Consider the following 20,170-nt stretch of genomic DNA (forward strand, 5'->3'; position numbering starts at 1 on the left):
AGGTAGTCGCCGTCATCCTCATGTGGCGAGGGCGCATCGGGTTGTTCCAGCGCAGTGGATCTGTCCAGCATGATGCAGGCTTGTGGCACTGCATCACCGGATATCTGGACGCTGACAGCGACCCGGTACGGCAAGCCATCCAGGAGATCTGGGAGGAGACTCTGCTCCCCGCCCGCGCTCTGGAGCAGCTGACTGCGGGCCCCACGCTGCGTCTCGCCGACCCTCGCGGCGGGCCGGACTGGACCGTGCACACTTTTTTGGCCTGCACCAGTCAACGCCGGCTCACTCTCAACTGGGAGCACAAGGCATACCGGTGGGTACGGCCCTGGAAGCTGTCACAGTTCGACGGGCAGGTCGCATGGCTGACAGATGTCCTGCGAGCAGTCGACTCTCTGCCGTCAGCCAAGGCGCGTGATGGGGGCGCGTCCAACGCGAAATCTCTCAGGCATGGTGTCGAACGCGGAGGTGGTCTGTGATGGTGGCGGAACTGAGGCCGGCCGACGGCAACGGCGGTCCTGCCCGGGCGGAGGAGCTTGTTGCGCTGGAGTCGGTCGAACAGCGGGTGCTGTGGCTGTCCACCGCGATCATCGATCACGCCAACCGGGTGCGGCCGAACCCTTCGGGGCTGAAGGTGGGCGGTCACCAGGCGTCCAGTGCCTCGATGACCTCGATCATGACGACGCTGTGGTTTCATGCACTGACTGCGGAGGACCGGGTGTCGGTCAAGCCTCATGCCTCACCGGTGTTGCATGCGATCAACTACTTGCTGGGCGAGCTGGACGAGTCCTACCTGACCACGCTGCGCGCCTTCGGCGGCCTGCAGAGCTACCCCAGTCGCTCCAAGGACCCCGACCCGGTCGACTACTCCACCGGTTCGGTCGGTATCGGCGCCACCGCTCCCCTGTGGGGCGCTCTCGCCCGGCGCTACGTGGAGGGGCGCTTCGGCGGTGCCGGGAGGGGGCGCCAGTACTCCCTGCTCGGCGACGCCGAGCTGGACGAAGGCGCGATCTGGGAAGCCATCCAGGATCCGATGGTGCCGGGCCTGGGCGAAGTGGTGTGGGTCGTCGACCTCAACCGGCAGTCTCTCGACCGAGTCATCCCCGGCATCGCCGCGGACAAGCTGCAGGGCATGTTCGCCGCGGCCGGCTGGCAGGTGATCTCCCTCAAGTACGGGCATCTCCTGCAGGAGTTGTTCACCCGGCCCGGCGGCGAGGCCCTGCGCGCTCGTATCGATGCCATGGGCAACCCCGAATACCAGCGCCTGCTGCGCTGCTCCGCCGACGAGCTGCGCGAGCGCCTGCCCGGCACCGGCTCGACCGCCGGGCCGATCGCCGACCTCATCGCCCCCCTGGACGACGCCTCGCTCCTGGCGGCGCTGCGCAACCTGGGCGGCCACGACATCGGCGCGCTGTCGGATGCGTTCGCCGGTGTCGACGACACCCGCCCGACCGTGATCTTCGCGTACACGGTCAAGGGCTACGGGCTCCCCACCGAGGGCCACCCGCAAAACCACTCCTCACTCCTGACGGTCGACCAGATGAGTGCACTGGCCGACCGCCTGGGAACCGATCTCGACGACCCGTGGACGCGCTTCGGTGAGGGTTCGGCGGAAGCGGCCCTGTGCGCGGCGGCCGCCCAGCGGCTGCACCGCCCCGAACAGGCGCCCCAAGAGCCCCCTGCGGTCCCCGCCGACCTAGCGCGCCCCGCCCCTTCCGGCATCGGGAACACTCAGCAGGCTCTCGGCCGCGTCCTGCTGGATCTCACCCGGCGGGCGCCGGAGGCGGCCGCCCGGATCGTCACCGTCAGCCCGGACGTCAGCTCCACCACCAACCTCGGCGGCTGGCTCAACAAGGTGGGCGTGTGGTCGCCCACCGAGCGCACCGACTGGTTCGCCGACGACGCCGAGACCATCCTGCACTGGCGCGAGCAGCCGGCCGGTCAGCACGTGGAGCTGGGCATCGCGGAGACCAACCTGGTCGGTCTCCTCGGCGAACTGGGCGCCACCTGGAGCCGGTGGGGCCAGCCGCTGCTGCCGATCGGCGTCGTCTACGATCCCTTCGTCAACCGGGCACTGGAGCCGTGGTCGTTCGGCATCTATGCCGGCGGCCAGTCGATCCTGGTCGGCACCCCCTCCGGTGTCACCCTCGCCCCGGAGGGCGGCGCCCACCAGTCGATCACCACCCCCTCGCTGGGCATGGAACAGCCCGGCTGCGTCACCTATGAGCCGGCGTTCGCGATCGACACCGAATGGTGCCTGCTCGCCGCACTCGGCAACTTGGCCAGTCCAGGGGGCAGGTCGGCCTATCTGCGGCTGTCGACCCGACCCATCGACCAGTCGACAGCCGCCGTGCCCAGCGACCCGGCCGCTCGCGAACGCCGTCGCCGGCAGGTGACCGCCGGGGCCTACCGGCTGCGGCAGCACGAGAAGCCCGTGGTGACACTCGCCGCGATGGGCGCTTTGGTCCCGGAGGCCCGGGCCGCCGCCGACCGGCTCGCCGCCCTCGGGCATGGCGCCGACGTTGTGTGCGTGACCAGCCCGGATCTGCTCTTCCGCGCGCTCCAGGCTCGTCGCGGCCTGTCGGACGACCCGGCCTGGATCCTCGACCAGGTCTTCCCCCTCGACCGGGCCACCCCGCTGGTCACCGTCCTGGACGGGCATCCCCACACCTTGGCTTTCCTGAGCACGATCCAGAACGTTCCCGTCAGCACTCTCGGCGTGACCCGGTTCGGCCAGTCCGGGGCGATCGAGGACGTCTACCGCTACCACCGCATCGACACAGACAGCATCGTCACCACCGCCCTCGACCTCATCGATTGAGCGAGAACCCGGCAGCCTCTGCGTGCAGGGGATTCGCCTCTCATACCCCGTCCGGCGGCACGCCCCTGTCCTGCCGAAAAGACGTACCGCCGGACGGTCGCAACCAACCTGTCCGCCCTTCCCACGGCGAGCCGAGCAGACGCTCCACCCAGACGATTGGACATGTGATGAAGGCTCTGAGCGGAATCGAACGAAAGTGGTCCGGGGCTCCGGCCGTTCCCCGACCGGCCGCACCGTCAGCCAGTCGTCCGTACCTGGCCGTGGGTGGCAGGATCGGCGAGGTCGTCTCCAAGCCGTCGGCAAGCGCCTCCGTCGCCGATGAGCTCCAGCAGCGCAATGACGAAGGGTTCCTCCGCTGATGCGCATCGTCCTCGTCGGGCCGCCGGGTGCTGGAAAGGGCACTCAGGCCACACGCCTGGCCGGGAAGCTGTCGATCCCGCACATCTCTACGGGCGATCTGTTCCGTGCCAACATCAGTCGGCAGACCGAGCTCGGGAAACTCGCGAAGGTCTCCATGGACGCCGGCAACCTCGTCCCCGACGAGCTCACCATCGCGATGGCGAAGGACCGCATGCAACAGCCGGATGCCGAGGACGGCTTCCTGCTCGACGGTTTCCCGCGCAACGTCTCGCAGGCCGAGGCGCTCGACGAGCTGCTGAAGACCGAGGCCATCAAGCTGGACGCGGTTCTTGACCTCGAAGTCCCCGAGGGAGAGGTCATCAAGCGCATCGCCGGCCGGCGCATCTGCCGCAGCCGGTCGGCACACGTGTTCCACGAGTCGTACAGCCCGCCGAAGAAGCAGGGCGTGTGCGACGTCTGCGGCGGTGAGCTCTACCAGCGCGACGACGACTCCGAGGAGACCGTCCGCAAGCGGCTCGAGGTCTACCACACGCAGACCGAGCCGATCATCGAGTACTACAAGACGCAGGGCCTGGCGGTCACGATCTCCTCCCTCGGCCCGGTGGACGAGGTCACGCGGCGGGCGCTGGAAGCCCTCGAGCGCGAGGACGACGGCAAGTAGCCGCCGGCACGTCTTCCACCACCACAAATGGCGGCGGCGGGCGTATGCCCAGAGCGGAGTGCCTACCGCGCGCACCGGAGACGCCCGCGTTGTTGAACGGGCTCTGGCGTAGATGGTCGACTACTTGGAGCAGGGCGCCCAGGACCCCGATCCCGTGGGCCGTGCCTGCGGAGCGGCCCGGCTGGTCATGCGCATGTATGCCGAGCGTGCGGAGTTCTCGGTCAAGAGGTACGCACTCACCCGTAAGGTCCCTGCCCTTAAGACCTACGAAACGTCGGCGGTGTGGCGCTACGAATGCGCCCTCATCTCCTACCTCGAGCGCCGCTTTTCCACTCTGTCAGACCGCGGAGCCCGCGCGTATGCCATGGCCGAAAGGGACGTGGTTCCCTCGAGTGCCTTGCCGTCACGGACTGTCCGCAGGGGTGATGATGGCTCGTTAGTCGCTTCGGTGGCTGACGGGGGAGGAGGGTGCCTGCTGAGCTACAGCTTTCCCGCAGTGGCTCAGGGAGGCTGACTCCGCGTTCTCTGCATCCGGTCCGATGCGTTCTGGACGGCGTTAGTCTGTCTCGCGGTCAGGCCGGGTGGATACGTGGCGGTCGCGTCCGGCGCCATAACCGGCAGCGGCCATGACCAGGCTCAATGCGGTGAGGAGAAGGAGAGCACCAGTCCAGCTGCCGGTGGTGTCGTGGAGGACGCCCAGAAGGAGGGGTCCGGCCGCGGCGACGAGATAGCCGATGGACTGAGCCATCCCGGCCAGGGCTGTGGTCTCGCTGGGACCAGTGGCACGTTGGCTTTGGAAGCTCAGGGCGAGCACGAGACAGACACCGGCGCCCAACCCGAGAAGAGTGCACGCCGCGAGTGCGAGCGCTGGAAAGAGGAGCAGAAGCGCGAAGCCTGCGGCGACGATCGCTGAGCCCGCGGCCGCAGCGAAGCGCTGGTCGTGGCGGCCCCGAGTGATCAAAGGCAGCAACATGCTCGTGACCAGTGCGACGAGCTGGTAGTAGAACAGCATCCAGCCGGCAGCTGTGGTGCTCATGCCCTGCTGACCGAGGATGCTGGGCAGCCAAGCGACGGCGGTGTAGAAGGCAAGGGATTGCAGGCCCATGAAGAAGGACACCTGCCACGCCAGCCAGGATCGCCATGGGGTTCGAGCGTGTGTCCCACGAGACCGCACGCCGCCGTCCGGCCGGGACCCGCGTAGCCGAGGCAGCCACACGGCGAGAGCGGCGACGGCGACGACTATTCCCCAGGCCAGGGCGGAATGCCAGGTTCCGGGTAGGACCTCGGCAAGCGGGACGGAGATGCCGGACGACAGAGCAGCGACCATTCCCATAGCGGTGACGTAGAGAGCGCTGACGGTATGAACCCGTGAGCCGGGCACGTGGGTGCGAATCACCGTAGGCAGCAGGACGTTGCCAACCGCGATCGCCACCGAGAGGATCACGGTTCCGACGAACAAACAGGCAAGCGAAGGCAAGGACCGGATCACGGTGCCCGCTGCCAGCACTGCGAGGGCGGCCACGAGGAGGCGGGTGGTGCCGACCCGGTGCGAGGTGCGTCCGACAAAGGGCGAAGTCACAGCAAACACAAACAGCGGCAGGGTGCTCAGTACGCCACCCTCTGACGCGGTCAACCCGGTGTCGTGCTCGATGGCCGGCAACAGTGTGCCCACACCCGTCAAGGTCACGCGTAGGTTGGCCGCCACCAAAAGGATCGCGATCAAGAGGCCGGCCGAAAGGGCGGGCGTAGTAACCGGCGTCTTCGGGGTTGCGATCCGGTCGGCCTTCGTAGCCGTGGTGAGGCCGGCGCGGGAGTTCCTCGAGGCGGTCACTTCTATCGTTCCGTTCCGGTCTCGGTGAGCTTCACGATCTCGGTGGCGCAGTAGCGTGCACCGACCTCGTCTTGGGCAGCGATCGCCTCAACGAGACGCCTGTGCAGAAGGCTGTGCTCTGCAGCCGTCGTGCTGGGCCAGAGCGTGCCGCCGATCTGTTCGGTGACCGCGATGCTGAGGACGTCGTACACCTCGGTAAGAAGGGTGTTCCCGCTGGCACTCACCACGGCCTGGTGGAAGCGGGTGTCGATCTCCACGATGGCGGCCATCTCCGGTGAATCCGCTGTCGCCTCGGCTTCGTCGAGGAGGTGCCGCAGGCGATTCAGGTCGTCTTCGGTACGCCGCAACGCGGCCAAGCCCGAGGCGTACTCTTCCAGCACTGCGCGCAGTTCCAGCACGTCGCTCCGCCTCGAGGTGTTGGCACGTCTCATCAGTACCGAGTGCATTTCGCTCGATGTCCGGACGTACGTCCCGTCACCCTTCCGAGCCTCCAGCAGGCCCAGATGCACCAGCGCGCCGAGCGCCTCGCGCACCGTCGTACGCCCGACACCGAGTTGCTCGACCAGATCATGTTCCGCCGGAATCCGCATCCCTACAGGCCATGCGCCGGATGTGATCTGCTCACGAAGGGTGTCCACCAGTTGCGCCGACAAGCTCGCGACGCGGCGCGGCGCACGAAGATCTTTCATAAGGCGACCCTAACACCGAATGTCTGACATCTGTACGTGATGTAGGTCGCCACCCGCCTTGGTCCGCCTGGCGTGCATGGGTTTCGACGCGGCGAATGCCATGTGAATCACCCATAACGTTAGTCCGCAATAACGACGGAAGGGTCGGTACGGACGTCATCGTCATGACTGAGGGGCCACCCCCGCCGGATCCCCGGTGGCCTGGCGCCGCCACACCGCGCCCGAGACGTTCCTCTCCGGTCTCGTCGTCCCCGCCCCACCGGGAACACCCCCAGGACAGCGCCGGTCAATCCTGGGGCTTACCTCCGAGTGGAGCCACAGCGATCTTTCCTGTCAGTCCTTGATTTCGCAGATGACCGCGCCCGAGGTGAGGGACGCGCCGACCTCGGCGGCCAGGCCCTTGACGGTGCCCGCGCGGTGGGCGTTGATGGGCTGCTCCATCTTCATGGCCTCCAGGACCACGACGAGGTCGCCCTCGGCCACCGTGTCGCCCTCGGCCACGGCCACCTTGACGATGGTGCCCTGCATGGGCGATGCGAGGGCGTCGCCGGAGGCGGCGGAGCCGGACTTCTTGACCGCCTTGCGCTTGGGCTTCTTCGAGCCGCCCGCGGGGGCGGTGGCCACGCCCAGGACCGCCGGGAGGGAGATCTCCAGCCGCTTGCCGCCGACCTCGACCACGACCGTCTCGCGGGCGGTGGGCTCCTCGGCCTCGTCCGCGCCGGTCGGGGTGAACGGGGCGATGGTGTTGTTGAACTCGGTCTCGATCCAGCGGGTGTGGATGGTGAACGGCTCGCTGGTGAACGCCGGGTCCTTCACCACCGCCTGGTGGAACGGGATCGCGGTGGCCATGCCCTCGACCTGGAACTCGGCCAGGGCGCGGGCCGCCCGCTCCAGGGCCTGCCGCCGCGTGGCGCCGGTGACGATCAGCTTGGCCAGCAGCGAGTCCCACGCCGGGCCGATGACGCTGCCGGACTCCACGCCCGCGTCCAGCCGCACACCCGGCCCGGCGGGCGGCACGAAGGAGGTCACCGTGCCCGGGGCGGGCAGGAAGTTGCGGCCCGGGTCCTCACCGTTGATCCGGAACTCGAAGGAGTGGCCGCGCATCGGCGGATCGTCGTAGCCGATGGCCTCGCCGTCGGCGATGCGGAACATCTCCCGCACCAGGTCGATGCCGGTGACCTCTTCGGTGACCGGGTGCTCCACCTGGAGACGGGTGTTGACCTCGAGGAAGGAGATGGTGCCGTCGTTGCCGACGAGGAACTCGACCGTGCCCGCGCCGACGTATCCGGCCTCCTTGAGGATGGCCTTCGACGCCCGGTACAGCTCGGCGTTCTGCTCTTCGGTCAGGAAGGGGGCGGGGGCTTCTTCGACGAGTTTTTGGTGGCGGCGCTGGAGGGAGCAGTCGCGGGTGGAGACCACGACGACGTTGCCGTGGGTGTCGGCCAGGCACTGGGTCTCGACGTGGCGGGGCTTGTCGAGGTAGCGCTCGACGAAGCATTCGCCGCGGCCGAAGGCGGCCACGGCCTCGCGGACGGCGGAGTCGTAGAGCTCGGGGACTTCTTCCATGGTGCGGGCGACCTTCAGGCCGCGGCCGCCGCCGCCGAAGGCGGCCTTGATGGCGATGGGCAGGCCGTGCTGCTCGGCGAAGGCCACGACCTCCTCCGCCCCGGAGACGGGGTCGGGGGTGCCGGCGACCAGCGGGGCTCCGGCGCGCTGGGCGATGTGGCGGGCGGCGACCTTGTCACCCAGGTCGCGAATGGCGTGCGGCGGGGGACCGATCCAGGTCAGGCCCGCGTCGAGGACGGCCTGGGCGAACTCGGCGTTCTCGGAGAGGAATCCGTACCCGGGGTGGACGGCGTCGGTGCCGGATTCGGCGGCCGCGGCCAGGACCTTGGCCTGGTCGAGATAGCTGGCCGCCGGGGTGTCACCGCCCAGCGCATAGGCTTCATCGGCCGCGCGCACATGCACAGCGTCCCGGTCCGGATCGGCGTAGACGGCTACGCTCGCGATACCGGCATCCCGGCAGGCACGGGCAACACGGACAGCGATCTCGCCACGATTGGCTATAAGCACCTTCATCAGCATGTCGGCTCCAGGGTCTGGTTCGGGGCGGCGTAGAGCCGGTCGGTGTTTTCGAGGATCTGGCCCATGTCCGCGCCGAGGGTGGAGACCGCGCGGATGCCCATGGCCTCCAGGGAGGGAACGTCGTCCTCCGGCACGGAAAGGTTGATCACCTTCTGCGCGATCGTCAGGTGGGCACCTGAAAGGACGGAGAGACCCAGGACTGGTGCATCCTCGGCGACGACGATGGCGACGATCTGTTCCGGGGCCTGGTGCGGGTCGGTGCCGATGACCTCGTAGCCGGTGTCGCGCGGGAACAGAGCGACGACGTCGCGGATGCGGGCCCCGTGGGTTCCTCAGCGTGGCCAGTAGGAGCTGCGCCACGCTGCCGGGCCCGGCTGGAGCGGGGCGCTGCACGAGATGTTGCGGGTTTTGACCGTCCACTCGTCCAGGTGCTGCGGCGTCGCAGGGACAGCTGAGGCCGCTGCGGCGCGGGCTTGGACCACCACGAGCGCGGCGGCCAGCTCTTCGGGAGTGGGATTGCCCCGTACGACCGTGAACACTATTGGCCGCCCTTTCTGAAGTCCGTGAAGTCCGTGAGGTCAGTGAGGTCAGTGGGGTCAGAGGGGGATGTTGCCGTGCTTCTTCGGGGGCAGCGCTTCGCGCTTGTTCCGCAGGGTCCGCAGCCCGCGGACGATGTGGCGACGGGTCTCGGAGGGCATGATCACCGCGTCGACGTAGCCTCGCTCGGCGGCGATATACGGATTCAGCAGGGTGTCCTCGTAGTCCGCGATCAGCTCGGTGCGGGTGGTCTCCGGGTCGTCGGAGGCGGCGATGGTGCGCCGGTGGAGGATGTTGACGGCGCCCTGGGCGCCCATGACCGCGATCTGGGCGGTCGGCCAGGCCAGGTTGAGGTCCGCGCCCAGGTGCTTGGAGCCCATCACGTCGTACGCGCCGCCGAACGCCTTGCGGGTGATGACCGTGATCAGCGGGACGGTGGCCTCCGCGTAGGCGAAGATCAGCTTGGCGCCGCGCCGGATGATGCCGTTGTACTCCTGGTCGGTGCCGGGCAGGAAGCCGGGCACGTCCACGAAGGTCAGGACGGGCACGTTGAACGCGTCGCAGGTGCGTACGAAGCGTGCGGCCTTCTCGGAGGCGTTGATGTCCAGGCAGCCGGCGAACTGCATCGGCTGGTTGGCCACGATGCCCACCGGGTGGCCCTCGACCCGGCCGAAGCCGGTGATGATGTTGGGCGCGAAGAGCGCCTGCGTCTCCATGAACTCGTTGTCGTCCAGCACGTGCTCGATGGCCTTGTGCACGTCGTACGGCTGGTTCGCCGAGTCGGGGATGAGGGTGTCCATCTCCCGGTCCTCGTCCGAGACCTCCAGATCGGCCTCGTCGGGGAAGGCGGGGGGCTGGGAGAGGTTGTTGGAGGGGAGGTAGGACAGCAGGGCCTTGACGTACTCGATGCCGTCCTTCTCGTCCCCGGCCATGTAGTGCGCGACACCGGAGGTGGTGTTGTGGGTCCGGGCGCCGCCCAGCGCCTCGAAGCCGACGTCCTCACCGGTGACCGTTTTGATCACGTCGGGGCCGGTGATGAACATGTGGGAGGTCTGGTCGACCATCACCGTGAAGTCGGTGATCGCCGGGGAGTAGACCGCTCCGCCCGCGCAGGGGCCCACGACCAGGCTGATCTGCGGGATCACCCCGGAGGCGTGGGTGTTGCGGCGGAAGATCTCGCCGTACATGCCGAGGGAGACCACACCCTCCTGGATGCGGGCGCCGCCGGAGTCGTTGATGCCGACGACCGGGCAGCCGGTCTTCAGCGCGAAGTCCATGACCTTGACGATCTTCTCGCCGAACACCTCCCCGAGTGCCCCGCCGAAGACCGTGAAGTCCTGGGAGAAGACGGCCACCGGGCGGCCGTCGACCGTGCCGTAGCCGGTCACGACCCCGTCGCCGTAGGGCCGGTTCTGGTCGATGCCGAAGTTGGTCGAGCGGTGCCGGGCGAACTCGTCGAGCTCGGTGAAGGACCCCTCGTCCAGGAGGAGGTCGATGCGTTCGCGTGCGGTCAGCTTGCCCTTGGCGTGCTGCTTCTCCACCGCGCGCGCGGACCCGGCGTGGGTCGCTTCTTCGATGCGGCGCTGCAGGTCCGCGAGCTTCCCCGCGGTGGTGTGACGGTCGGGAATCTCGGGGGCGGCCGGCTGCGCGGGCTCGGTGCTCACTGCTTGGCTCCCTTCTGAGCGTTGGCGCTGGTGGCGTGCCAGGTGGTGAGCAAGAACCCGGTTGCCGAGGCAGCTGTGAATGAGTTTCCGAGCGGGAACGGCACTGCCATCCGCACCGGGGAAGCCGGAATGAGGGTGGCCGGTTGGTGGAGCGGGGCCGTCAGACCGGCGCCTGGAGGCACCGTTACGTCATTGCGGCTCAACGTTCTTGGCACGAACGAACCGGTCGGCAGCGGGGGGCGGCGTGGCAGGTGGCAGGCAGGGATCATCGGAGGCACTCCAGAGGTGATGGGCAATGGCCTGCGGGGCCGAGCTCAAGGTCAGAAGGCGTGGTGGGGGACGTACACACCCCAGACGTCGCTGGAGCGAGTGGGCGTGCTGCCTCGACCTTCATCGCCACGGAGGCTGTGGAGGCTCACAGAGGCGGAAGAGGAGTGCCTGAGGGCCGGACTCGATGCCTTCGGTCAGACACACCGGGGCCCCGACCCGCACGGTGAGCGGCGGCACGCCGATGACCCTGGAGCACAGCCAGAATCCCTCGTTCATGTTGATGGTGGCGAGTGCGCACTGTCTCCCGGGGCTCCGGCCCATGGCCAGGACATGACGGATGACCCCGGTGCCGCAACTGAGCTCCCAGGCGAGATCGGTGGAGGCGCAGACGGGACACAACAGACGGCGGAAGACTGCGGTCCGACACCAGCGGCAGCGCTGGAAGTACAGCTCTCCACCGCCCACTCCGCCCAGCGGCACCTGCGTGGGGCAGTCCGCCTCCGGGAGTGGGCTCGCGCTTGGATCGGCCTCCCGTTCGACGGGGGCGCTATCGGTGGTTTCGATCGCTGTATGGAGCACGGTGTCCCTCTCCGTCCCCGTCCCGAAATGACCCGCGACGGGAGGCGAGGGCTCACCGATCACGGCTGTAGCACGTCGGCACCGCTGTGGCGGCGTGTTTCACAAGCTATGGGCTCCAGTTCCGAAAGTAAAGTACTCAGTCCCAAACGGCTCCCTGTGATAGAAGCCTCGCCGCGTCACTCGGCGCCCGATGCTCGAGATGCGGTGTTCGATCCCATCGAGATGAGGCAAGTGGCGTCTGCGCGGTGAGACGGGGAAGGATGAGCGGTCATGAGCAAGCCACCTGCACGGATCCGACTGGCAGACGCCGCATTCGCGCTCTTCGACGAGCGCGGATACGAGCAGACGACCGTCGACGACATCGCTGAGCGAGCGGGGCTCGGGCGCACGACGTTCTTCCGGAACTACCGCACCAAGGAAGACGTCATCTTCCCGGACCACGACCGGCTCCTGGAGTTGATCAGAGATCGGCTGGCGACCTCGAGCCACAGCACCGCTCTGGTCGCCGTGTCGGACGCGGTCCGACTCGTACTGCTGCACTACGTGGATGAGGGCGACCTGGCGAGGCGGCGATATGCCCTCACGAGCAAGGTGGCTGCCCTGCGTGACCGGGAGATCGCCAGTGTGGGCCGCTATCAGCGGCTGTTCCGGGAGTTCATCGCGGACTGGATGGGAGGTCCGACGGAACCGGCGTCGCTGAGGGCCGAACTCATGGCCGCCGCGGTGGTCGCCGCCCACAACCACGTGCTGCGTCGCTGGCTTCGGGGCGAGTCGTCCGACCCGGTCGCCGAGGTGGACGAGGCGATGCGTGAGGTGCTCGCCCTCTTTCCGGCGCCCGGTTCCTCACCGGAGCCCGGCGGTGGCACCACCGTTGTCGCGTTCAGGACCGGGCAGGACATCGACACCCTGCTTCCCTCGTTGAGGCGTCTCGTCGAGGGCGGTACCGAGCGCTGAAGCCCGCTCCGCTTGATCGAGTGATGCCGCGCACAGCGGAGACCGGGTCGCGCTTGGGCGTGTTAGCTTCCGGCCGTGGCTTCCCCGGTCCCGCACACATTCCCATTCCATAGCGGAACCGCCGGGACCAGCCCAGGAGGCTGCCCGGCGGCGCTCGGCACCCGTGCTGACGGCGCGCAGTTGCTGCTGATGCTGATGGGCAGCGGATCCGGCCCGAAGGTCTTCCCCGACCCGGAGCGGATGCGCCCGTATCGGACGAACGTCCGTCACCACCTCGCATTCGGCGTCGGCCGTCACCGCTGCCCGGGCGCGTCCCTGGCGCGCACAGAAGCGGCCGTGGCCTTGCGAGTAGCAGCCAGTTGCCTGTCCGGAGCGCGGCTGGAGGAAGGCGGGACCGAGTCCCCGATGCTGGGTCTGCTGTCCTTCCGGGCTCCCCTCGGCGTCACCGTCAGCCGATGAACCGGCGGTCTGCCCTGAGACCATCGACCGGGATGACGCGGACGGTTTGCTCTCCGAGCTCGACGAGTACGCGGTCGAGTAGGCGCTGCAGATCGCCGAAGGCCAGCGGCGGGAAGTGGACGACGATGTCGAGGTCACGGTCTTGACCGCCCGCCCGTGGGCCCCAGCCGGCCAGGGTGTGGAGCATGTCCGTACGGCGGCCGTCCAGCACCAGCCCCCGCAGGTGGCGGTCGCCCTTGTCCCTCTGATCCTTGCGCGGCACCGACGCGAACACATCAGCCGCGCAGCACGCCAACTTCACCCCGGGCCCGGTTCACTTCATGTGCGTTCACCCTGTGCCGCTCTGAAAGTCATCGCTGCATGTCATGCCGCGTATCTGTACTCGTTGATGAGGCCGCCGAGGATCCGGGTGCGCAGGTCTTTGCTGGTGCTGAGGGCATGCGCCGCAACAGGTTGTTCGTGGGCGTCGGGTGGTAGCTGGTTGCGGGTCTGGTGGGGCTGCAGGCATCGTTCCTCAGCTACCTCAGGACCTGCCGTGCCCAGTAAGCCTGGACGCCGCGGCTCTGCCTGACCGCCGCGCTGGGCGGCGGCGCTCCTGGCCAGTGCCGCCGCCCCGAGTGCCTGGCACCACTCGCCGCACCCGACCGGTACGCGTTTCGATCCCGAGCCGGTCGCGCCGGGAAGCGCGCCACCCAGGGGGAGGACGGAACGGAGCAAGAGGCGCCCCAAGACTTCCATCGGTCTTTCGTGCATATCGTCCATGAACCGGCTGCCCGGCGGCGTGGTGCCATCCAGGCGCCGACAGGTACGTGGCGGACTGCTCAACGAGTACCACACCATGTCACCCCGGCTGCTCACCTCTACGACAACCCGCACTCGTTCCTGATGTGCGTCTACAACCGCGACCGCGCCCCGTGCCACCGTCTTGATGTCACCGACGCCTCGAGCCTCGACCGCTGCCAGTCGTCATGTGTGCCGCTGGTCGGGTGAGCAGACCTGTCCGCAGGACCTGATCTTGGAGTGGTCGTGGGGCGTCGACCGACTGTGTTCGCCCGGCCGATCAGCGTGGAGGAAGGGAGCCGCTTGCAGCGGATCAGCCGGACGGCGAAGGATCCGGTGCGGCTGCGCCGGGCGATCGTGGTGGCGATCTCCGCCCAGTTCCAGACAGCCAAGGACACCACCTCGCTGATGCAGGAGCGTAGAGCTGCCAGTTGCTTGATCGGGGCTGTCGTTGGGTGGCCGCCCTCCTCGTCCGGGCTCAAAGACGTGTTGCCACGCGGATCAGGTCAGCAACTGTGCGAAGGCGGCTGTGCGGCGGCCAGGCGATCGCCGTTGTCACGGGCGGAGCGTCCAGGACCGGTACGGCGGCGAGGTCCCGGCGCAGGTCGGCGCCGGCTGACTCGGGAATGACCACGGTGGTACGGCCGAGTGCGATCAGCTGGAAGAGCTGTGTCAGGTTCCGTACCTCTGCGCCCGGTCCCTCTGGGTAGCTGCCGCTGGGACTGGGCCAGCGCGCCATCGGGAGCTCTGGCAGCGCGGTGACGTCGGCCATCCGGATCTGAGAGCGACTGGCGAGCGGGTGTGAGGCCGGCAGGATCGCGACCTGTCCCTCGCTGTACAGGGTTTCGGTGTCGAGCCCGGCTGCTGAGTCGAAGGGCAGGTGCAGCAGAGCTACGTCGGCCTGCCCGTCCCGCAGCAGCAGCTGGTGCTGGTGTGCCTCGCAGAGCAGCAGCTCGACGGTGGCTGCGCCGGGTTCCGCGGCGTAGGCGTCGAGCAGTTTCGTCAGCAGTTCGCCAGTGGTGCCGGACTTCACGGCGAGGACCAGGCTGGGGTGCGCTGTCGCGGCCCGACGGGTACGCCGCTCAGCCGCGGTCACCGCGCTGAGGATCGCGCGTGATTCGGCCAGCAGCACGTCTCCGGCGGCGGTGAGCGTGACCTTGCGGCTGGTGCGTTCCAGCAGTGTGGTTCCGAGCCGCCGTTCGAGCTGGGTGATCGCGCGGGACAGGGGCGGCTGGGCCATCCCGAGGCGCTGGGCAGCCCTGCCGAAGTGCAGTTCCTCGGCGACGGCGACGAAGTACCGCAGCTCGCGTAGTTCCATGAGTCCAGGCTAATGACGGCAGACGGCAGATCAATACCGACCGGGTATCGCTGCACTGCCGAGAGGGTGTTGGTGCCCGGCCGCAGTACGAGCATGCTCGCTGTCATGAGCGAGAAGACGATCGCGCTGGTCACTGGCGCGAACAAGGGGATCGGGTACGAGATCGCGGCCGGGCTGGGTGCGCGGGGCTGGAGCGTCGGTGTCGGCGCCCGGGACGAGCAGCGCCGGGAGGACGCCGTGGCGAAGTTGCGCGCGGCTGGCGCCGACGCCTTCGGCGTACCCCTGGACGTGACCGACGACGAGAGCGTGACCGCCGCGGTCCAGCTGATCGAGGAGCGTGCGGGGCGGCTGGACGTACTGGTCAACAATGCCGGCGTGGCCGGCGGCTGGCCGGAGGAACCCACGACCATCGACCTCGAGACCGTGCGGCGACTGGTGGAGACCAACGTCATCGGCGTCATCAGGGTCACCAACGCGATGCTGCCGCTGCTGCGCCGCTCGGAACACCCGCGGATCGTCAACCAGTCCAGCCACGTCGGCTCCCTGACCCTGCAGACCACGCCCGGCGTCGACCTCGGGGGGATCAGCGGGGGCTACGCGCCGACGAAGACCTGCCTCAACGCCGTCACCATCCAGTACGCCAAGGAGCTGAGCGGCACCAACATCCTGATCAACAACGCCTGCCCCGGTTATGTGGCCACCGACCTCAACGGATTCAGCGGGACCCAGACCCCCGAGCAGGGCGCGGCGATCGCCATCCAGCTGGCGACCCTGCCGGACGACGGCCCGACCGGCCAACTGTTCGATGACAACGGGGTCGTGCCCTGGTGACCTGACCCTCGGATACGTTCCCGGGTGCGAAGCGGTTCTTCGGCTCGGCGCCGGCGTTGTACCAGCGGATGTGGGCGGCGATGGCGGCGTTCTGCTCGTCGTGCGTTTGGTGGTCTACGCCATTGAGAGAGCGAAGCAGCGCAGCGCGGCGAACTCGGACTCGATCCAGTTCAGCCAGGAGCCGTAAGTAGGTAGGCAGATGCGTCGTTCAACCCCTTGACACGTCACCACCAGGCCAGTCTCAACGTGTTGAGACTGGGGCATTAACCCTGATACGTAGTTAGCGGAGCCCATCGGGCGTGGCCGGTACGGGGAGCACACGGGGCGCGCCGGATGAGTCGGACCGGTAGGACGGGACACATGTTGGACGCGGTCGAACGCGGGCTGCTGCAGGCGCTCCAGATCGATGGGCGGGTCGCGTTCTCGCTGGTCGGTGCGGTGCTGGGGGTTTCGGACCAGACAGTGGCGCGCCGGTACGCGCGGCTGCGGAACGAGGCGGGCGTCCGGGTGATCGGTGCGGTGTGGCCGGAGTCGGTGGGGCGGCAGTTGTGGCTGGTGCGGGTGCGGTGCGTACCGGAGGCGGTGGCTGGGCTCGCGCGAGCGCTGGCGAAGCAGGCGGAGACGTCGTGGGTGCAGATCGCCTCGGGCGGCGCGGAGGTCCTGTGCATGGTTCAGGCGGTGACGGACACGCCGGCCGCGGAGTCGATCGTGCTGTCTCGCCTGCCCCGCACGCCCCGGGTCACCGGGGTGAGTGCGCACCGCGTGCTGCACTCGTTCTTCGGTGGAAGTGAGAGTCCGCTGACGAAGAACGGGCCGCTCACGGCGGAGCAGTGCGCGCAACTGTCGCCGCCGACGGCGAAATGCGTGACCGGGCCGGTGGAACTGTCGACGGAGGACAACGCGTTGCTGGAGGCGCTCGCGCTGGACGGGCGGGCCGGGTTCCGGTCGCTGGCCACGGCGACGGGCTGGTCGCAGACGACTGTGCGGCGGCGGCTGGCGGAGCTGCGCTCGGGCGGGGTGGTGTACTTCGACGTCGATGTCGACCCGGCGTTGCTGGGGTCGTGGACGTCGGCGGGGTTGTGGCTGACGGTCGCACCGGGTGAGCTGGCGGCTGCGGGTGAGGCGCTGGCGGAGCATCCGCAGGTGAGCTTCGCGGCTGCCACCACCGGTGTGTCCAACCTGTACGCGAGCGTGCAGTGCCCCACTGGCACGGCGCTGTACGAGTACCTGACTGGCCCGGTGGCGGCATTGCCCGGGCTGCTGTCGGTGGAGACCGCGCCGAGTATGCGGGTGGTCAAGGGGGCGTCTCCGATCGTCGGATAGCGCCGCGTACGAGGCTCTTCATGTCGGAATAGCGCCCACTGGGGCGGTGTTTCTGCCGCGGAGCTCAGCGCGAGGGGATTGTGGCGGGGCACGAAAATACATCGCTCCGAGAAAGAACCCCCGATGCCCAACGCGTTCGACCCGATCACCATCGGACCGCTTACCCTGCCCAACCGCGTCGCCATGGCCCCGCTGACCCGCCGCCGCGCCTACGGCGACGGCCTGTCAGCGACCCCGCTCATGGCCGAGTACTACCGGCAGCGCGCGACCGCCGGGCTGATCGTCGCCGAAGCCGCCCAGCCCAGTCGTGTCGGCCAGGGCTACACCGACACCCCCGGCCTGCACGACACGGCGCAGGTCGTGTCCTGGCGCCCGGTCACCGAAGCCGTGCACGACGCGGGCGGCCGGATCTACACACAGCTCATGCACGCCGGCCGTAACAGCCACCCCGAACTCCTCGGCGGCGGGCTGCACCCGCTCGCGCCGTCCGCGTGTGCCGCCGAAGGCGTCGTGCGCGTCCACGGCGGCGAACCGGCCGTGCGCAAGCCGTACCCGATACCGCGAGTTCTGACCGTGCAGGGCGTCGCGGATACCATCGCCGACTTCGCCGATGCGGCCGCGAACGCGATCGACGCCGGGTTCGACGGTGTCGAACTGCATGGAGGCTACGGTTACCTCATCCAGCAGTTCCTCTCCGGCAACGCCAACCGCCGCACCGACCGCTACGGCGGCAGCGTCGCCGGGCGCGTCCGGTTCCCGCTCGACCTCGTTGATGCCGTCGCCGCGCGCATCGGACCCGAGCGGCTCGCACTGCGGATCTCCCCTGGCTGCACCGCGTTCGGCCTCGACGAGCCGAACCTGCACGAGCTCTACCTGACCCTGGTCGACGGTCTGCCACGCGACCTGGCCTACCTGCACGTATTCGAGTTTCCGGGCCACCGCGACCTCACGGTGAAACTGCGGGAGCACTGGGCAGGAGTGTTCATGCTCAATCCGCACGAGACCCACCACGACTGGCCCGCCGGCCCCCGGCAACTGCGCCTGGTCGACGACGGGCTGGCGGACATCCTCTCGTTCGGGACGCTGTTCATCTCCAACCCCGACCTCGTGCACCGCCTCCGCCTCGGCGCGCCGCTCGCCGAGGCTGACGAGACCACGTTCTACCGCGGCGACCACCGCGGCTACACCGACTACCCCTGCTTGGGGGAAGTCCTCTCGTGACCGCTGTCCTGCGCAGCGATCGCCGTGGTCACCTGTGCCAGCAGTCGCATCAGCCTCGCAAACGCCGCAGGCTCACCCTTGCCGACCGGCCGGCCGCGCGCGGGGGTCGAGCCTCGCTGTCCCAGCTCTCTACTCTCTGAGTGACCGCAGCGTGAGGGCGGTCGCCGATCCGGTCAGATCGGGGCCGCCCTCAGTCGTGCCGCCCCGCCCCGCAGCAACCAAGGTCACCGGATGGCAAAGGGGTGGCTGGGCGTTGGTATCCGGCTCTTGGCACGAGGGGTGGCTCGCGGGAGGGGGTCCTTGCCATCATCGTTCGGTGAACGGTGAACGGTGAACGGTGAACGGTGAACAGCCGCGGTCTCCATCGAGCGCTTCGCTTCCCTCGGCGACACCGTCAACTGTGGCGGCGTGACCATCTCGCTCCGCTACGTCCTCACCCACATGATCGAGGAGTATGTGCGGCACAACGGCCACGCCGACCTACTGCGCGAGGCGATCGACGGAGCCGTCGGCGAGTAAGCGCTGTCCAGTAAATGATCACTTGCCTGCTGGATGGCCTGCGGGTTTTCCGGTTACCCGGCGAGGGTGAGGTTGTGCAAGCGGGCGATGCCGAGCATGGCGTGGTGGACGCCGTCGCCTTTCAGGCGGCAGTTGCGGAGGATCTTCCAGCTCTTCATGCGGGGATGTATGCCGAGCCGTGGTCCTCCTGAGCACCTGCGTTCACCCGCTGGCACCTGGCGCCTACGCCATCCGGCCAGTCGTCTGACAATGTCGGCGGCCCTGTGGGGGCCAGAATCTGTGTCACCCTATGCGACCGCGAGTATTCGTGGATAAGGCCGCCGAGTCGATCGCGTCGACTGATGCGAGTGTGGTCCCTGGCGATGGGCGGCTCGGGGTCGGTGAGTCGGTCTGGTGCCCGTTGTCCGAGGGATCGATGCGGCCGGTGTGTGTTGTAGTGCTCCGCGTACTCGCCGACGATGAGGCGCAGATGGCGCTCTCCGGTGATCAGGATGCGGTGGTTTGCCTCGCGTCGGCATGATCCGATCCAGCGTTCCGTGACGGCGTTCATCCGGGGCACCTGGGGCAGTGTCGGGATGACGTGCATGCCGATCGCCTGGAAGACGGCGTCGAAGCTGTCGGTGAAGTAGGCGCCGTGGTCCCGGGTGAGAGACTTGATCGACTCTGCGCGGTCACCGAGGTCCATGAGGTAGTTCCGCGCTTGCTGGGTGATCCAGGGGCCGGTCGGGTGCCGGGTGACGCCGGCGATGTGCACGCGGCGGGTGCCGTGGTCGATGAAGAACAGCACGAACCAGCGCCGCAGGAAGACCGTGTCGATGTGGAAGAGGTCGGTGGCCACGATGGCGGAGGCCTGGGCTTTGAGCTGCCGCAGTGCTTCCGGCTTCGGTGGTCGGCCCGGACGGCGGTGTGGATAGGTCCACTTCCGGGCCACGAGACGTGCGTGCCAGTGCAGGACCGACCGTGGAGTGACCAGCAGCACCAGCCGTGCACGCTGCTGCTTGTTCACCATCCGGAGCAGCGCTGCCATGACGGCCCGATCGCTCCAGGAAAATTGAGGCCGTGGCTGGGTGCGTTGCGCGACACCGAGCTGGTGCCGGAGCATCAAGATCTCGACGTCTTTCGCCGCACTCGACCGGGCCGGCAGTGCAAGCCACCGGAAGAGCTGACACGCGAGCTGATAGATCAGACGTATCGCCACGACCCAGCATGATGCCGCAGCACCCGTCAGCTCCTGCGCTCTGGCAGATCCGAAGCCGCAGGTCGTCTCGGGT

The 20,170-nt window shown here is 68.3% G+C and carries 17 protein-coding genes and 5 pseudogenes; 10 read left to right on the forward strand and 12 right to left on the reverse strand.

Features of this window, described 5'->3' with window-relative positions; genetic code table 11:
- Positions 1 to 20 precede the first annotated feature (20 nt).
- The 3 genes from ACZ6TD_RS37765 (at position 21) to ACZ6TD_RS37775 (ending at position 3,839) form a co-directional block, all read left to right on the forward strand.
- Positions 21 to 476: an NUDIX domain-containing protein gene (locus ACZ6TD_RS37765; protein WP_471345312.1), complete on the forward strand. Its 456-nt coding sequence runs from the start codon at positions 21 to 23 to the stop codon at positions 474 to 476.
- Positions 476 to 2,818: a transketolase-like TK C-terminal-containing protein gene (locus ACZ6TD_RS37770; protein WP_471345314.1), complete on the forward strand. Its 2,343-nt coding sequence runs from the start codon at positions 476 to 478 to the stop codon at positions 2,816 to 2,818. The genes ACZ6TD_RS37765 and ACZ6TD_RS37770 overlap by 1 nt, the downstream gene beginning before the upstream one ends.
- Positions 2,819 to 3,176: 358 nt before the next feature.
- Positions 3,177 to 3,839, forward strand: a complete 663-nt coding sequence (locus ACZ6TD_RS37775) for an adenylate kinase (RefSeq protein WP_471345316.1) — start codon at positions 3,177 to 3,179, stop codon at positions 3,837 to 3,839.
- A 556-nt stretch (positions 3,840 to 4,395) separates the two neighbouring features.
- On the opposite strand, the gene ACZ6TD_RS37780 is transcribed toward ACZ6TD_RS37775, so the two are convergent.
- From ACZ6TD_RS37780 to ACZ6TD_RS37815, 8 genes and pseudogenes are all read right to left on the reverse strand, one after another.
- Entirely contained in the window at positions 4,396 to 5,670 is a 1,275-nt protein-coding gene (locus ACZ6TD_RS37780; protein ID WP_471345318.1) for a CynX/NimT family MFS transporter, read from the reverse strand.
- A 2-nt stretch (positions 5,671 to 5,672) separates the two neighbouring features.
- Complete coding sequence (locus tag ACZ6TD_RS37785; protein ID WP_471345320.1) at positions 5,673 to 6,359, reverse strand: FadR/GntR family transcriptional regulator; 687 nt, start codon at positions 6,357 to 6,359, stop codon at positions 5,673 to 5,675.
- Between the two features lie 333 nt (positions 6,360 to 6,692).
- Positions 6,693 to 8,441: an acetyl/propionyl/methylcrotonyl-CoA carboxylase subunit alpha gene (locus ACZ6TD_RS37790; protein ID WP_471358410.1), complete on the reverse strand. Its 1,749-nt coding sequence runs from the start codon at positions 8,439 to 8,441 to the stop codon at positions 6,693 to 6,695.
- Entirely contained in the window at positions 8,438 to 8,593 is a 156-nt protein-coding gene (locus tag ACZ6TD_RS37795) for a hypothetical protein (protein WP_471345322.1), read from the reverse strand. The genes ACZ6TD_RS37790 and ACZ6TD_RS37795 overlap by 4 nt, the downstream gene beginning before the upstream one ends.
- A gap of 48 nt (positions 8,594 to 8,641) precedes the next feature.
- Positions 8,642 to 8,758, reverse strand: a pseudogene (locus tag ACZ6TD_RS37800) (methylmalonyl-CoA mutase); the annotation flags it as partial.
- 18 nt (positions 8,759 to 8,776) lie between these two features.
- The gene (locus tag ACZ6TD_RS37805) at positions 8,777 to 8,983 is read right to left on the reverse strand and encodes an acyl-CoA carboxylase epsilon subunit (protein ID WP_471345323.1); all 207 of its coding nucleotides are present in this window, start codon (positions 8,981 to 8,983) and stop codon (positions 8,777 to 8,779) included.
- 57 nt (positions 8,984 to 9,040) lie between these two features.
- On the reverse strand, positions 9,041 to 10,645 hold the full coding sequence (locus ACZ6TD_RS37810; RefSeq protein ID WP_471345325.1) for an acyl-CoA carboxylase subunit beta: 1,605 nt from the start codon (positions 10,643 to 10,645) through the stop codon (positions 9,041 to 9,043).
- 390 nt (positions 10,646 to 11,035) lie between these two features.
- Positions 11,036 to 11,557, reverse strand: coding sequence for a Zn-ribbon domain-containing OB-fold protein (locus tag ACZ6TD_RS37815; protein ID WP_471345327.1), 522 nt, complete (start codon positions 11,555 to 11,557; stop codon positions 11,036 to 11,038).
- A 207-nt stretch (positions 11,558 to 11,764) separates the two neighbouring features.
- On the opposite strand from ACZ6TD_RS37815, the gene ACZ6TD_RS37820 reads away from it, so the two are divergent.
- The 3 genes and pseudogenes from ACZ6TD_RS37820 to ACZ6TD_RS37830 all read left to right on the forward strand — a co-directional run.
- Entirely contained in the window at positions 11,765 to 12,448 is a 684-nt protein-coding gene (locus ACZ6TD_RS37820; protein ID WP_471345328.1) for a TetR/AcrR family transcriptional regulator, read from the forward strand.
- 75 nt (positions 12,449 to 12,523) lie between these two features.
- Positions 12,524 to 12,907, forward strand: coding sequence for a cytochrome P450 (locus ACZ6TD_RS37825; protein ID WP_471345330.1), 384 nt, complete (start codon positions 12,524 to 12,526; stop codon positions 12,905 to 12,907).
- 22 nt (positions 12,908 to 12,929) lie between these two features.
- Positions 12,930 to 13,064: pseudogene (locus tag ACZ6TD_RS37830) on the forward strand (electron transfer flavoprotein subunit beta); the annotation flags it as partial.
- Positions 13,065 to 13,100: 36 nt separating this feature from the next.
- Here ACZ6TD_RS37830 and ACZ6TD_RS37835 read toward each other — a convergent pair.
- Both ACZ6TD_RS37835 and ACZ6TD_RS37840 read right to left on the reverse strand, forming a co-directional pair.
- A pseudogene (locus ACZ6TD_RS37835) lies at positions 13,101 to 13,239 on the reverse strand (IS701 family transposase); the annotation flags it as partial.
- Between the two features lie 926 nt (positions 13,240 to 14,165).
- Positions 14,166 to 15,005 carry a LysR family transcriptional regulator gene (locus ACZ6TD_RS37840; protein ID WP_471345332.1) on the reverse strand — a complete coding sequence of 280 codons (840 nt, stop codon included), beginning with the start codon at positions 15,003 to 15,005 and terminating at the stop codon, positions 14,166 to 14,168.
- Positions 15,006 to 15,098: 93 nt separating this feature from the next.
- On the opposite strand from ACZ6TD_RS37840, the gene ACZ6TD_RS37845 reads away from it, so the two are divergent.
- The 4 genes and pseudogenes from ACZ6TD_RS37845 to ACZ6TD_RS37860 form a co-directional block, all read left to right on the forward strand.
- The gene (locus ACZ6TD_RS37845) at positions 15,099 to 15,836 is read left to right on the forward strand and encodes an SDR family oxidoreductase (protein ID WP_471345334.1); all 738 of its coding nucleotides are present in this window, start codon (positions 15,099 to 15,101) and stop codon (positions 15,834 to 15,836) included.
- A gap of 360 nt (positions 15,837 to 16,196) precedes the next feature.
- Entirely contained in the window at positions 16,197 to 17,159 is a 963-nt protein-coding gene (locus ACZ6TD_RS37850; RefSeq protein WP_471345336.1) for an Lrp/AsnC family transcriptional regulator, read from the forward strand.
- A 123-nt stretch (positions 17,160 to 17,282) separates the two neighbouring features.
- Entirely contained in the window at positions 17,283 to 18,380 is a 1,098-nt protein-coding gene (locus ACZ6TD_RS37855) for an alkene reductase (protein ID WP_471345338.1), read from the forward strand.
- A 405-nt stretch (positions 18,381 to 18,785) separates the two neighbouring features.
- Positions 18,786 to 18,899, forward strand: a pseudogene (locus ACZ6TD_RS37860) (mycothiol transferase); the annotation flags it as partial.
- Between the two features lie 53 nt (positions 18,900 to 18,952).
- On the opposite strand, the pseudogene ACZ6TD_RS37865 reads toward ACZ6TD_RS37860, so the two are convergent.
- Together ACZ6TD_RS37865 and ACZ6TD_RS37870 are read right to left on the reverse strand one after the other, a co-directional pair.
- Positions 18,953 to 19,069, reverse strand: a pseudogene (locus ACZ6TD_RS37865) (IS5/IS1182 family transposase); the annotation flags it as partial.
- Positions 19,054 to 20,097: an integrase core domain-containing protein gene (locus tag ACZ6TD_RS37870; RefSeq protein ID WP_471345340.1), complete on the reverse strand. Its 1,044-nt coding sequence runs from the start codon at positions 20,095 to 20,097 to the stop codon at positions 19,054 to 19,056. The gene ACZ6TD_RS37870 and the pseudogene ACZ6TD_RS37865, both read right to left, overlap by 16 nt.
- Between the last annotated feature and the right edge of the window lie 73 nt (positions 20,098 to 20,170).

The organism is Streptomyces yongxingensis (assembly GCF_055597465.1).